Here is a 13,756-nt window from a genome sequence, read left to right as displayed (position 1 = left end):
TTTGCAGCTTTTACCTTCTTGGATGTAGGGCAAATCTGTTTTTCCTGACCTCCCGTACACGTCCCCTACTGCTCGTGCAGAATCGCCCGCCTCCATTCAGCAGAGGCACATCGGATGTTCCCGCCTGCCAACCCACCGCGTTTCACGCTGACGCTCGACAGCGGGCCTAATGAATTCAAGGTGCTCGAGTTCAAGGGCAAGGAAACCATCAGCCAGCCCTATCGCTTTGACGTGGAACTGGTCAGCGAGCGCTGCGACCTGGTGCTGGAAGAACTACTGCATCGCCAGGCATTCCTGCGATTCGATGGCCGGGGAGGGGGTGTGCACGGTCAGGTCTATAGCGTGGCCCAAGGCGATTCGGGTAAACGCCTGACCCGTTACCAGGTCAGTCTGGTGCCGCGCCTGGCCTACTTGCGCCACCGTATCAACCAGCGGATTTTCCAGCACTTGAGCGTGCCCGATATCGTCGCCCGGGTGTTGAAGGAACATGGGGTCCTGGAGGGAGCCTTCCAGTTCATCCTGGGAGGGCACTATCCCGAGCGTGAATACTGTGTGCAGTACGCCGAAAGCGACCTGGCGTTCATCGAGCGGATCTGTGCCGAAGTCGGTATCCACTATCACTTTCGGCACCGCCCTGACGGCCATCTGCTGGTTTTCGGTGACGATCAGACCGGGTTCCCCCGCCTGCCCGACTCGACGCTGTACCTGGCGGACAGCGGCATGGCTGCCGACGCGCCGGCCATCAAGCGTTTGGCGGTGCGACTGCAGACTCGCACCACGGCCGTAACGTTGCGCGACTACGACTTCCGCAAGCCCGGCCTGTTGTTGCAGACCCACCTCGACAATCGGCAACTGCCGGCGCTCGAAGACTATCGCTACCCCGGTGGGTTCTGCGACCGGGACGATGGCAAGCGCTTGACCCGGCGTGCCCTCGAGCGTCATGGCGCCGATCATCGCGTGGCGCAGGGCAGCAGCGATGACAGCGCTTTCGTCAGCGGACATTTCATGCGTATCGAGGGCCATCCCAGGGAACAGTGGAACGATCTCTGGCTCCTGACGCATATCGACCATCATGGCCGCCAACCCCAGGTGCTGGAAGAAACAGCCTCCGCCGGCCCGGATGAATTCCAGGGCTACAGAAACACCTTTCTCGCTACACCGTGGGAGGTGTTTTTTCGGCCGCCCTTGCACCCTGAAAAGCCCCGTGCCCACGGTTATCAGTCAGCGGTGGTGACCGGGCCGGTGGACAGCGAGATCCATTGCGATGAATTCGGGCGGGTCAAGGTGCAACTGGCCTGGGATCGCGACGGCCAGCGCGACGAGCATTCCAGTTGCTGGCTGCGAGTGGCCTCGGGTTGGGCCCATGATCAATATGGTGCCGTGCTGATTCCCCGGGTCGGCATGGAAGTCCTGGTGGGGTTCATCGATGGCGACGTGGACAAGCCATTGGTGGTGGGTTGCCTGCCCAACGGCGCCAACCCGGTGCCGTTGGACCTGCCGGCGGACAAGACTCGCAGTATATGGCGCAGCCAGAGCAGTCCCGGTGGGGAAGGCTACAACGAGTTGCGCGTCGAGGACCGCAAGGGGGCTGAGGAAATCTACCTGCGGGCCCAGCGAAACTGGACCCAGCACGTGCTGCACGACCAGCGGGTGCAGGTCGATCACGAGCGCAGCATCGTCGTCATCGGCACCGCACGGCACGAACTCAAGGCCGATGAGCAGCGCGTTACCCATGGCCGGCGCCAGGCTGAAGTCCGCCAGGACGATCATTTGCTGGTGGGCGGCGAGCGACATGTTCGCGTGACCAGCCAAGTCCTGAGCGCCAGCCGGCAGTTTCATGTCAGCGCCGGCCAGCAAGTGGTGCTGGAGGCTGGCGCCAGTGTGACCCTCCAGGCTGGCGGTCATTGGATCAACATTGGCGCCGGCGGAATTTTCAGCAGCGTGCCGATCGAGGTCGGTGGGGCGCCGATGGCGGTCATGGGGGCGATGGCGGGTTCGTCGGAGGGCTCCGGGACGCAGGTCGCTGCGCCGGCCCCTCGGCTTTCCCTGGCGCAAATCCTCAGTTTCCAAGGCTCGGCGCCGTTCTGCGAGGAGTGCGAGCGTTGCAGAAACGGCGTCTGCGCAGGGCCATTGGCCTTCCACAAAACGGTCGACATACAGGAGCGCCCATGAACAGTGGTCAAACGCCCCGCGTCTGGCTTGAGCACCATCCTTTGCAGTTGCCCGAGCAACTTTTCGCCATTTTCAGCAACGCCAGTAGCGCTGGGGCATTGGCGGCCTGGCGGCGTTCGATGGCCGCGACACCCACGGCGATCTGGGCCGACACGCCGTACGCCGAGTGGGAGGCGGTCATGCCCTATGTAGGGCTTGTTCGCGCAGACTGTGGGTTTCTTGATTGGATAGCGGCCACCGACTCGCTCGACTGGGGTTGGCTGGCGGTGTCGTGTGCCAGCCAGGAAACCCTTGCCGAGCATTTGCGTGGGTTGACGCAGGTGCTGTTGCCAGGTGGTAAGCCGGTTTTTCTGCGTTTTTGGGATGGGCGCTTCATGGGACAGATCCTGCGATCGACAGTGGTGGATGCCGGGGAGCTTCTGCCGGTCATCAATCGTTGCCTGATCAACGCTCAATCCCTTGAGTTCGTCGGAAACGTCCAGCGGCCGGCGCGGATTTTTCCTTGGTGGGAAGTGCCGGTGGCGCTGCTGGACGCCATGACCGAGGCCCCGACGAATTGTCTGGTAGATAACTTGCTCACGTGGCTTGGCCAAGAGCATCCGTCTCTGTGCGAGCGGGTCGACCATCGCGTCCTGCGGTGCAAGATTGCTCACTTTCTTGAGCGATCGAAGCCGGTTGTCGCGCCAAAGGCGCCCTTGCAGGCGTACTTGCTGCGGGAGCTGGGCTGATCGTGGCGTGCCCGCCGGGCTGCCAACCCCTGACGTTCGACGCGCTTCAAGGTAAACTCGTCGCCCTTCGCAGGAGCCGCCATGAATTATCGCCACGCCTTCCACGCCGGCAATCACGCCGACGTGTTCAAACACCTGACCTTGACCCGCCTCATCGCGCTGATGTCGCGCAAGGAGCAGCCCTTCGCCTACCTCGACACCCACGCGGGCATCGGGCTGTACGACTTGCAGGGTGACCAGGCCAACCGTACCGGTGAGTACCTGGAAGGCATTGCGCGGTTGTGGGGCGAGGGCGACCTGCCGCCGTTGACCGCCGATTACATGAAGGTGCTGCACGAGATGAACCCGGACGGGCAGTTGCGCTACTACCCGGGCTCGCCGGAACTGGCGCGGCGCCTGACTCGGCCGCAGGACCGAGTGCTGCTCAACGAAAAGCACCCTGAAGACGGCGTGTTGCTCAAGGACAACATGAAAGGCGACCGTCGCGTGGCGGTGCACCTGGGTGAAGGTTGGCATGTGCCGCGGGCGTTGCTGCCGGTGGCCGAAAAGCGTGCCCTGATGCTGATCGATCCGCCCTTCGAGCAGCTTGACGAGATGCAGCGCTGCGCCGCCTCGCTCAAGGAGGCCGTTGGCCGGATGCGCCAGACGGTGGCAGCCATCTGGTACCCGGTGAAGGACCAGCGGATGTTGCGCCGCTTCTACCAGGACCTGGCCGGCACGGGAGCGCCGAAGCTGCTGCGCGTGGAACTGCTGGTGCACCCATTGGCGACGCCCAACAGCCTGAATGGCTCCGGCCTGGCGATTGCCAATCCGCCGTGGGGGCTGGAAGAAGAGTTGCGTGAGCTGCTGCCGTGGCTGTCGAAAAAGCTGGGGCAGACCCAGGGCGGGTGGCAGATGGATTGGTTGATCGCTGAGAGCTGATCATTGAGCCGATGTATTCAGGTTGTCTGGAAGGACGCCTTCGCGAGCAAGCCCGCTCCCACACTGGATCTGAGGCGTACGCAAGAGTCGTGTACGCCGCCAGACCTGTGGGAGCGGGCTTGCTCGCGAAGCTTTTCAGGGCCCGACAGTCAGATCGGGCAGGTCACGCCGGTGCCGCCAATCCCGCAATAGCCTTCCGGGTTCTTCGCCAGGTACTGCTGGTGATAGGCCTCGGCGAAGTAGAACGTCGGTGCTTCTTCGATTTCGGTGGTGATGGTGCCTTTGCCGGCCTTGGTCAACTCGGCCTGGAAGACTTGCTCGCTGTGTTTGGCCGCCGCCAGTTGGGCCGGGGTGGTGGCATAGATCACCGAACGGTACTGGGTGCCGATGTCGTTCCCCTGGCGCATGCCCTGGGTCGGGTTGTGCAGTTCCCAGAACATCTTCAGAAGCTGTTCATAGCTGACTTTCGCTGGTTCGTAGACCACCAGCACCACTTCGCTGTGGCCGGTCAGGCCCGAGCAGACTTCTTCGTACGTCGGGTTCGGTGTGAAACCACCGGCGTAACCCACCGCGGTACTGACCACGCCTTCGCGCTGCCAGAACTTGCGTTCCGCGCCCCAGAAGCAGCCGAGGCCGAAGATCGCGAAATCCACGTCCATGGCAAATGGGCCCAGCAGGGGCGCGTCGAGGACGAAGTGTTTGTCCGGCACGGTCATCGGGGTTTCACGGCCAGGCAGGGCTTGTTCTTGAGTAGGAAGCACGTTTTTATTCACCAGGATTTCCGAGCGCAAGACCATTATCAGTCCTCTCAGTCAGATTGAATTGAGCGAAATAGACCGCCAGTGTGCCTCAGAAAAGCCGCCGCAAGCTATACGCAGCTGTCAGACCAGAGGCCCGCGCGGGTAGCGCTTGAGCTTTTCGATCAGCTCCGCGCCGGGGATTGGCCGGTCGAACAGGTAGCCCTGGCCGACGTCGCAGCGGTGACGCCGCAGGAACGTCAGTTGCTGGGCGGTTTCGATGCCTTCGGCCACGACCTTGAGTTTCAGGTTATGAGCCATGGCGATCACCGCCGAGGTGATTTCCATGTCGTCCTGGTTGTCCGGGATCTCATGGATGAAGCTGCGATCGATCTTAATGATGTCGATCGGGAATTTTTTCAGGTAGCTCAGGGACGAATACCCGGTGCCAAAGTCGTCCATGGCCAGGGTCAGCCCCAGGCGCTTGAGCTGGTCGAGTTGCAAGTGGGTGTCTTCGGTGGCCTCCAGCAGCAGGCCTTCGGTCAACTCCAGTTCCAGCAGGCGGGCCGGCAGTTGTTCTTCCTTGAGGATGCTGGCGATGGAGGCGACCAGGTCCGGGTCGGAGAACTGCTTGGGCGACAGGTTGATCGCCACTTGCAGGTTGCCCAGGCCTGCCGCGGTCAGCTGTTTGCTCATCCGGCAGGCCTGGCGGGCGATCCATTTGCCAATGGGGATGATCAGGCCGGTTTCTTCGGCCACGCTGATGAACTGGTCCGGGCGGATCATGCCCTTTTCCGGATGGTTCCAGCGCAGCAGTGCCTCCATGCCCAGCAGACGGCCGCTGCGCAGGCACAACTTGGGCTGGTAGAACACGTCCAGTTCGTTCTGGGTCAAGGCGCGACGCAGGTTGTTCTCCACGAACAACTTGTAGCTGGCCTCGGCATTCAGCGCCTCGGTGAACACCTGGACCTGATGCTTGCCGTTGGCCTTGGCCTTGTGCAGGGCGAGGCCGGCGTTGCGCATCAGGGTCTGCGGATCACGGCCGTGCAGCGGCGCGCAGGCCAGGCCCACGGAACCGGTCACGCTGATCAACTGGTTGTCGACGAACATCGGTTTATCGAGAGTCATCAGCAATTGGCTGGCGATCTGCTGCCCGGCCTCCAGGCTCGTGTCGTCCAGCAGCACGGCGAACTCGTTACTGGCGAATCGCGCCAGGCTGCCGCTGGGGCTCAGGCTATTGCGCAGGCGCCGGGCCAGGCTGATCAGCAGCTTGTCACCGGTCTGGTGACCGAGGCTGTCGTTGATGCGCTTGAAGTTGTCGATGTCCACCAGCAGCAGGCTGATGGGCGAATCACTGTCCCGGGCGAAGCGTTCATCGAGGTTGCGAATGAACGCCGGGCGGTTGCCCAGGTTGGTCAGGTTGTCGGTGTAGGCCAGGCGCTCGATGCGCTGCTGGGCCAGTTTGGTCTGGGTGATGTCTTCGTAGATGCCGATGTAGTGGGTCAGCTCGCGGTTGTCGCCGTAGACCTTGGAAATCGACAACTGGCCCCAGTAGGGTTCCAGGTTCTTGCGCCGGCTCTTGAACTCGCCCTGCCAACTGTTGCTCTGGGCCAGCGCCGAGGGCGCGTCGAACAGCAGCTCGCTGAGGTTCTCCAGGGCCGGCAGTTCCGAGAGGCGTTGGCCGTGGACTTCCTCGGTGGTGTACTGGGTGATGGCGGTGAAGCTTGGGTTGACGTACTCCACCACACCGTCGCAATTGACCAGCAGGAACGCGTTGGCGCTTTGCTCCACGGCGCGCTGGAACAAGTGCAGGGCGCTGGTGGCGGTGCGGCGGTTGTGGTTGTTGATGACCTGGGCGAACTGGTCCGCCAGCTCGCCGGCAAAGGCGATTTCATCCGACTGCCAGGCGCGGGTGGCCCCCACTTGTTCCAGGCACAGCACGCCCACCACTTGGCCGTCGATGCGCACGCTGGCGTCGAGGATGGCGTTGACGTCGCGAGCGCGCAGGCTCTCGGCCATTTCCCGGGTGCGTGGGTCGCGCATCGCATTGTGGGCGTCGATGGCACGACAGGTCTGCAGCGCCTCCATGTAGTCGGGAAACTCGTTGACGTCGATGACCGCCGGCAGAAAGTATTCCTGGGAAGCGCGGTTGTAGGCGGAAATCGGCACCAGTTTGCCGTCGTCCAGGTTCCAGATACTGGCGCAGTCGATCTGATAGATGTCACAGGCGCTGCGGGTGATGAGTTCGGCCGCTTCGAGCAGGGAGTTGTTGGCGCTGTAGCGTTGGCGGGTCAATAGCAGGATGAGGTCTTGTTGGGCACGTACCCGGTCCAGATGCTGGAGCTGCTCCTGCTGGGCGCGCTGGTTCAGTTCCAGGGCGATCTGCAGGCGCGAATTCTGGGTTTCCAGGTCCAGGGCCGGCATGGAAGGTTCGCTTTGCAGCAAATTGTCCACCACCAGCAGGTAACCGCGCAGCAGATGACGATTGTGCTGTTTGTAGGCTTCGCCCGTCTCCAGCACATTCATCGGGCCCTTGACGGTGTGGAGCGTGTAGCGAATCTGGTAATGCGCGGCCTGGGCCAATTGCTGCTGGATGGCGTCGTGCAATTGATAGCGCGCTTCGGGTTCCATCAGGCTGGCGTAGGGCGAGCTGACCAGCGAGCACAGTTCTACCGCCGGCAGGCCGAAGTGTCGCTCGCAGTTGGGGTCGAGAAACAACAGCGCCCAGCTAGCTTCATTCAGCCGTTCGAAACGCAGCATACCGAGCCGCGCGGGCACCGGTAACTGCGTCACTACCTCGGCCGCCATACGGCTGGCGGCATCGGGTTGGCTTTTCATGGGGAAACTCGCTTCGAAAATGCTGATCGCGCCGGGCTGACGCCCTCGTTATTACGGATTGGCGCAAGGTTGCATCATTGCGGCACTGGCTGACAAGAGAGATGAAGGCCAAGTGCTATAAACCTTTTATCGGCCGACAAAGGGATTTCTCCAGTCGCCAGCCGATCAGAGGGCATGGAAGTTCATCGCAGCGCAATATCGAGTGTCTGCAAGGGCTCGCCGTCACGGTCGTGGAAGGTGACGTGAAGGCTCTGTGCCGTGACCTGCAGGCGGGCGAAGTTGTCCTGGCTCACCACTTCGCTGGTCAGTTCATAGCGGTACTCACCGCTGTCCGTGCGAGCCATGGGCCTGTGGAAAATAAAATCCGCGGCTTTTGCAAAAGGCAACAATTTGCTGTTGTAGAACGGCGAGGAAACGACGGTGTTGACCTCGAAATCAGGATCCTGAGTGTGCCGCAGGCGGCTGGTCATCGAGCCGTGGACGTCACCCGAGATGAACACCACGTTTTTGATCCGATAGCGGCGGATGGTTTCCAGCAAGCGCAGGCGTTGTTCCGGGAAGGCCTGCCAGGCATCGCCGTCATTGCGCTGGCGGTCAGGGAAAAACATCACGCTGGTGACGACGAGCTTGACCCGGGCGGGGCTGCGGACGAGCCACTCGAGCAGGGATTTTTCCTGGTCTGCGTCGAGGATGCGCCGATCGTCCGCCGACAGATTGCGTTGCGTCCGGCTGTCGGTGACGAACCAGTGGATATCGCCATGGGCAAAGGTGTACCAGTAGCGGGTCAACGACTTGTTCAATGTTCCGTCGCTCGACAGTTCATGGGCGGGCCCATGGCTGGCCTGGTAAAGCCGATAGGCGCTCATGGCATTGGCATACAGGACGTCGTTGTGACCAGTTTTCCTGGCGGGCCAGTTGTCTTCGATTTCATGGTCGTCGAGGATCATGTAGGTCGGCGTGCCAGACATCAACTTGCTGATGTGCGGCTGGGTAAATACCGTTCGGTATCTGAAAAGGATCTGCTTATAGGTTCGGTCCGGGCCGATGATATTCAAGTCATCGAGATAAACCTGGTCTCCGGTCATTAACACCGCGCTGATCGGCGGGGCGGCCTGTTCGACGATGCGATTGATGCCGGCAAAGGTGCGATCTCCAAGGCCGGGGAGTAGCGGGGTGCTGGCGGCGATCCGCAAGTAGCGACATGAGCCCACGATATAAGCACGTGGCGCATCGGGTTTGTCGGCCGGCGTGTGCAAACAATAGGTGTGCCGAGGCCATTGCAGTGGCAGTTCCTGGATGGTTTCCACGGTATGGGTCGGGCTCAAGGGGCTGAGCCAGCCGGCCTGGTATTCGTAGGCGGTGTCGGGCTGAAGGTCTTTCAACACGATCACATCGGACATGTCGCGGTAGGCCTTCAATTGGACAAAGTGCCCTTTTGACCAGCGTGTATCCCCTCGACGCCGGTGTCGTATACCGGCGAATACCCGGTTGTTGCCGTGATCGCCCCGCAGGAATATCCGGGCGTGGTCAGTGGTCGTGTGCCCGACAATGGGGCCGACAGTAGGTTTGAACATGTTCGAGTCCATTCGAAGTTTTAGTCGGTGGGTGCAAGCATCAAGTGGCCTTGGCGGTTTTGATGCTAAAGCCCGGCGCGCCATAAATATCGACAGGGAAGGGGGCGCAAGTTGTGGGCAATGACTAATAGGGGGTGTAGTCATTTAAAACTTGCGGGGTAGGAAATACCGCTATCGCGAGCAAGCTCGCTCCCATGGGGCACCGCAAATCCACTGTGGGAGCGAGCTTGCTCGCGATGAGGCCGCCACATCCAACATCCATGCACCTGGCTTGAATTCCAGGCAAAAAAAGCCCCGCCAAACGGACGGGGTTGAGGTACGAGCGTGGCGCTCGGAAAACAGTGCTCCGAATGGCCCCCCCCGAGGGAGGGCCACCCGGTGTTACAGCAGGATGGTGCGAATGTCGCCCAGCAAGTCGCTCAAGCGCTTGGTGAAGCGTGCAGCGGCGGCGCCGTTGATCACACGGTGATCGTAGGACAGCGACAGTGGCAGCATCAGCTTCGGCTGGAAGGCTTTACCGTCCCAGACCGGCTGGATGGTGGCCTTGGAAACGCCCAGGATCGCCACTTCAGGCGCGTTGACGATCGGCGTGAAGCCGGTGCCGCCAATGTGACCGAGGCTGGAGATGGTGAAGCAGGCGCCCTGCATGTCGTCGGCGGTGAGCTTCTTGTTCCGGGCTTTTTCGGCCAGGGCAGCGGCTTCGCCAGCCAGTTGCAGCAAGCTCTTCTGGTCGACGTTGCGGATGACCGGTACCAGCAGGCCTTCCGGGGTGTCGACGGCAAAGCCGATGTGCACGTATTTCTTGCGGATCACAGCCTTGCCGCTTGGGGCCAGGGAGCTGTTGAAGTCCGGCAGTTCCTTGAGCAGGTGCGCACAGGCCTTGAGCAGCAGTGGCAGCACGGTCAGCTTCACGCCGGCCTTTTCCGCCACGGCTTTCTGCGCGACGCGGAAAGCTTCCAGCTCGGTGATGTCGGCCTGGTCGAACTGAGTCACGTGTGGAATGTTCAGCCAGCTACGGTGCAGGCTCGACGCGCCGATCTGCATCAGGCGAGTCATGGCCACTTCTTCGGTTTCACCGAAGCGGCTGAAGTCCACCGCCGGGATCGGCGGGATGCCCGCGCCGCCGGTGGCGCCTTCGGCCGGTGCGTTCTTGGCCTTCTGCATCATGGCCTTGACGTAGGCTTGCACGTCTTCCTTGAGCACACGACCGTGCGGGCCGCTTGGGCCAACGGCCGACAGCTCGACACCGAATTCACGGGCCAACTGACGCACCGCCGGGCCGGCGTGCACCTTGGCACCGCTTGGCGCAGGCGCGGCGGCGACAGGGGCAGGCGCAGCTTCGGTCTTGGCGGCAGGCGCGGCGGCTGGCGCTGGAGCTGTTTCAGCCTTGGCGGCAGGTGCAGCGGCCGGGGCAGGCGCGGCAGGTGCCGAGGCACCCGCCACTTTGAGCTTCAGGATCAGATCGCCGGTGCCGACTTCGTCTTCCAGCTTGATCTCGACGCTTTCCACCACACCGGCGGCTGGCGATGGGATTTCCATGCTGGCCTTGTCGGATTCCAGGGTGATCAGCGACTGGTCGGCTTCGACGGTGTCGCCGGCCTTGACCAGCACTTCGATGATCTTGGCCTTGCCCGATGAACCGATGTCCGGGACATGAATGTCCTGGACCGTGGCTGCGGCAGGAGCAGCGGCCGGAGCGGGAGCCGCTTCGGCAGCCGGTGCGGCGGCAGGCTTTTCAGCTGCGGCCGGGGCAGCGGCGGGAGCGGCCGCTTCAGGCGCCGCAGCGGCGCCCTCGACTTCCAGCTCCAGCAGTTCGTCGCCTTCTTTCAGGCGATCGCCCAGCTTCACTTTCAGGCTCTTGATGACACCGGCCTTCGGCGCGGGCACTTCCATGCTGGCCTTGTCCGATTCAAGCGTCAGGATGCTCTGGTCGGCTTCGATACGGTCGCCGACCTTCACAAACAGTTCAATTACTTCACCTTCACCGCTGCCGATGTCAGGTACGCGAATGAGTTCGCTCACGAAAATTCTCCTCAGCAGTCCAGTGGGTTGCGTTTTTCCGGATCGATGCCGAACTTGGCGATGGCTTCGGCCACCACTTTAGGTTCGATATCGCCACGGTCAGCCAGGGCTTCCAGGGCTGCCAACACAACGAACTTACGGTCGACTTCGAAGAAGTGACGCAGCTTCTTGCGGCTGTCGCTACGGCCGAAACCGTCGGTGCCCAGGACTTTGAATTCCTTGGAAGGAACCCACTGGCGGATCTGCTCGGCGAACAGCTTCATGTAGTCGGTAGAGGCGATGACCGGACCTTTGCGGCCGTTCAGGCACTCTTCGACGTAGCTCAGCTTTGGCTTCTGGCCAGGGTGCAGACGGTTGCTGCGCTCTACGGCCAGGCCGTCGCGACGCAGTTCGTTGAAGCTGGTGACGCTCCAGACGTCGGCGCCGACGTTGAACTCTTCACGCAGGATCTTCGCTGCCTCGCGCACTTCGCGCAGGATGGTGCCCGAACCCATCAACTGGACGTGGTGCGCCGCTTCGCGGGTGTCTTCCTCGAGCAGGTACATGCCCTTGACGATGCCTGCCTCGACGCCGGCCGGCATGGCTGGCTGCTGGTAGGACTCGTTCATCACGGTGATGTAGTAGAAGACGTCCTGTTGTTCTTCGGTCATCTTCTTCATGCCGTCCTGAATGATCACCGCCAGCTCGTAGCCGTAGGTCGGATCATAGGTGCGGCAGTTCGGGATGGTCCCGGCCAGCATGTGGCTGTGGCCGTCTTCGTGCTGCAGGCCTTCACCGTTGAGGGTGGTCCGGCCGGCGGTGCCGCCGATCAGGAAGCCACGGGTACGGCTGTCGCCAGCGGCCCAGGCCAGGTCGCCGATGCGTTGGAAGCCGAACATCGAGTAGAAGATGTAGAACGGCAGCATCGGCTGGTTGTGGCTGGAGTACGAAGTACCGGCGGCAATGAAGGAGCTCATAGCGCCCGCTTCGTTGATGCCCTCTTCGAGGATCTGGCCCTTCTTGTCTTCGCGGTAGAACATCACCTGGTCTTTATCGACTGGCTCGTAGAGCTGGCCGACGGACGAGTAGATGCCCAACTGACGGAACATGCCTTCCATACCGAAGGTACGGGCTTCGTCCGGGATGATCGGGACGATGCGCTGACCGATTTCCTTGTCCTTGACCAATTGCGCGAGGATTCGCACGAAGGCCATGGTGGTGGAGATTTCACGGTCGCCCGAACCGTCCAGGATCGCCTTGAGGGTCTCCAGTGGCGGGGTCGGAACGCTGAAGCTCTTGGCGCGACGCTGGGGCACGAAGCCGCCCAGTGCGGCACGGCGCTCGGCCAGGTAACGGGCTTCGGCGCTGCCTTCTTCGGGCTTGAAGAACGGCAGGTTTTCCAGCTCGCTGTCCTTGACCGGGATGTCGAAGCGGTCGCGGAACAACTTCAGGCTGTCGACATCGACTTTCTTGGTGTTGTGCGCAGTGTTCTTCGCTTCGCCGGCACCGGTGCCATAACCCTTGATGGTCTTGGCCAGGATGACGGTCGGCTGTTCTTTGTGGTTGACCGCCTGGTGGTACGCCGCGTAGACCTTGTACGGGTCGTGGCCGCCACGGTTGAGCTTCCAGATCTCGTCGTCGGACAGGTCGGCAACCATGGCCTTGAGTTCAGGCGAGTTGAAGAAGTGCTCGCGGACGAACGCGCCGTCCTTGGCCTTGTAGTTCTGGTACTCGCCGTCGATGACTTCGTCCATGCGGCGTTGCAGGATGCCGTCGACGTCCTTGGCCAGCAGTGGGTCCCAGAAGCGGCCCCAGATGACTTTGTTGACGTTCCACTGGGCACCACGGAACACGCCTTCGAGTTCCTGGATGATCTTGGCGTTGCCGCGAACCGGGCCGTCGAGGCGCTGCAGGTTGCAGTTGATGACGAAGATCAGGTTGTCCAGCTTCTCGCGGCCGGCCAGGGAGATCGCGCCCAGGGATTCCGGTTCGTCGCACTCGCCGTCACCCATGAAGCACCAGACTTTCTGCTTGCCTGGCTGGATGAAGCCGCGGGCTTCCAGGTACTTCATGAAACGCGCCTGGTAGATCGCCTGGATCGGGCCCAGACCCATGGACACGGTCGGGAACTGCCAGAAGTCCGGCATCAGCCAAGGGTGCGGGTACGAGGACAGGCCGTTGCCGTCCACTTCCTGGCGGAAGTTGTTCATCTGGTCTTCGGTGATGCGGCCTTCCATGAACGCACGGGCGTAGACGCCTGGCGATGCGTGACCCTGGAAGTAGATCAGGTCGCCGCCGTGCTCGTCGGTCGGGGCCTGGAAGAAGTAGTTGAAGCCGATGTCATACAGCGTCGCGCTGGAGGCGAAGCTGGAGATGTGACCGCCCAGGTCAGAATCTTTCAGGTTGGTACGCATGACCATGGCCAACGCGTTCCAGCGTACCAGCGAGCGAATGCGGCGTTCCATGAACAGGTCGCCAGGCATGCGTGCTTCGTGGGTAACGGGGATCGTGTTGCGGTACGGCGTGGTGATGGCGTAGGGCAGTTGCGAGCCGCTGCGGGTCGCGAGTTCGCCCATGCGGGTCATCAGATAATGAGCGCGGTCTTCGCCTTCTTTGTCGAGAACCGATTCCAGGGCGTCCAGCCATTCCTGGGTTTCGACGGGATCGAGGTCTTGCATGGCTTGCTCCAGGGCGGAAAGGCTACCAGAATCGGTTGCCTGAGTTTGCGACTGGCCTTGTGGGCAGACGGTATAAATTCTTGGATTGCCGAAGGTTGTTTCGGCGG

At 61.9% G+C, this 13,756-nt stretch carries 8 protein-coding genes; 3 read left to right on the top strand and 5 right to left on the bottom strand.

Features of this window, described 5'->3' with window-relative positions; all coding sequences use genetic code 11:
• Window positions 1-114 precede the first annotated feature (114 nt).
• The 3 genes from BT125_RS12140 (at window position 115) to BT125_RS12130 (ending at window position 3,821) form a co-directional block, all read left to right on the top strand.
• Complete coding sequence (locus tag BT125_RS12140) at window positions 115-2,172, top strand: type VI secretion system Vgr family protein (RefSeq protein WP_072407205.1); 2,058 nt, start codon at window positions 115-117, stop codon at window positions 2,170-2,172.
• On the top strand, window positions 2,169-2,900 hold the full coding sequence (locus BT125_RS12135) for a DUF4123 domain-containing protein (protein ID WP_072407203.1): 732 nt from the start codon (window positions 2,169-2,171) through the stop codon (window positions 2,898-2,900). Before BT125_RS12140 ends, BT125_RS12135 begins: the two co-directional genes overlap by 4 nt.
• 81 nt (window positions 2,901-2,981) lie before the next feature.
• Window positions 2,982-3,821: a 23S rRNA (adenine(2030)-N(6))-methyltransferase RlmJ gene (locus BT125_RS12130; RefSeq protein ID WP_072407201.1), complete on the top strand. Its 840-nt coding sequence runs from the start codon at window positions 2,982-2,984 to the stop codon at window positions 3,819-3,821.
• 149 nt (window positions 3,822-3,970) lie between these two features.
• Here the strand turns inward: BT125_RS12130 and msrA are convergent, their stop codons facing one another.
• The 5 genes from msrA to aceE all read right to left on the bottom strand — a co-directional run bounded on the left by msrA (window position 3,971) and on the right by aceE (window position 13,649).
• Entirely contained in the window at window positions 3,971-4,618 is a 648-nt protein-coding gene (msrA, locus tag BT125_RS12125) for a peptide-methionine (S)-S-oxide reductase MsrA (RefSeq protein ID WP_063323235.1), read from the bottom strand.
• An 84-nt stretch (window positions 4,619-4,702) separates the two neighbouring features.
• Entirely contained in the window at window positions 4,703-7,396 is a 2,694-nt protein-coding gene (locus BT125_RS12120) for a putative bifunctional diguanylate cyclase/phosphodiesterase (RefSeq protein ID WP_072407199.1), read from the bottom strand.
• Between the two features lie 182 nt (window positions 7,397-7,578).
• The gene (locus BT125_RS12115; RefSeq protein ID WP_072407197.1) at window positions 7,579-8,970 is read right to left on the bottom strand and encodes an alkaline phosphatase D family protein; all 1,392 of its coding nucleotides are present in this window, start codon (window positions 8,968-8,970) and stop codon (window positions 7,579-7,581) included.
• A gap of 381 nt (window positions 8,971-9,351) precedes the next feature.
• Entirely contained in the window at window positions 9,352-10,992 is a 1,641-nt protein-coding gene (gene aceF / locus BT125_RS12110; protein WP_072407194.1) for a dihydrolipoyllysine-residue acetyltransferase, read from the bottom strand.
• Window positions 10,993-11,003: 11 nt separating this feature from the next.
• Window positions 11,004-13,649, bottom strand: a complete 2,646-nt coding sequence (gene aceE, locus BT125_RS12105; protein WP_060739476.1) for a pyruvate dehydrogenase (acetyl-transferring), homodimeric type — start codon at window positions 13,647-13,649, stop codon at window positions 11,004-11,006.
• Between the last annotated feature and the right edge of the window lie 107 nt (window positions 13,650-13,756).

It is taken from the genome of Pseudomonas sp. NFACC04-2, assembly GCF_900119265.1.
In the GTDB taxonomy this organism is placed as follows: domain Bacteria; phylum Pseudomonadota; class Gammaproteobacteria; order Pseudomonadales; family Pseudomonadaceae; genus Aquipseudomonas; species Aquipseudomonas fluorescens_AA.
The sequence above is the reverse complement of the archived record's forward strand: the minus strand, read 5'-3'. Positions and strand labels throughout refer to the sequence as shown.

What these genes read in the sequence shown, in the direction of transcription:
- BT125_RS12140 (WP_072407205.1), top strand. Translation starts at nt 115, where the DNA reads ATGTTCCCGCCTGCCAACCCACCGCGTTTCACGCTGACGCTCGACAGC.
- BT125_RS12115 (WP_072407197.1), bottom strand. Translation starts at nt 8,970, where the DNA reads ATGTTCAAACCTACTGTCGGCCCCATTGTCGGGCACACGACCACTGAC.
- BT125_RS12120 (WP_072407199.1), bottom strand. Translation starts at nt 7,396, where the DNA reads ATGAAAAGCCAACCCGATGCCGCCAGCCGTATGGCGGCCGAGGTAGTG.
- BT125_RS12130 (WP_072407201.1), top strand. Translation starts at nt 2,982, where the DNA reads ATGAATTATCGCCACGCCTTCCACGCCGGCAATCACGCCGACGTGTTC.
- msrA (WP_063323235.1), bottom strand. Translation starts at nt 4,618, where the DNA reads ATGGTCTTGCGCTCGGAAATCCTGGTGAATAAAAACGTGCTTCCTACT.
- aceE (WP_060739476.1), bottom strand. Translation starts at nt 13,649, where the DNA reads ATGCAAGACCTCGATCCCGTCGAAACCCAGGAATGGCTGGACGCCCTG.
- BT125_RS12135 (WP_072407203.1), top strand. Translation starts at nt 2,169, where the DNA reads ATGAACAGTGGTCAAACGCCCCGCGTCTGGCTTGAGCACCATCCTTTG.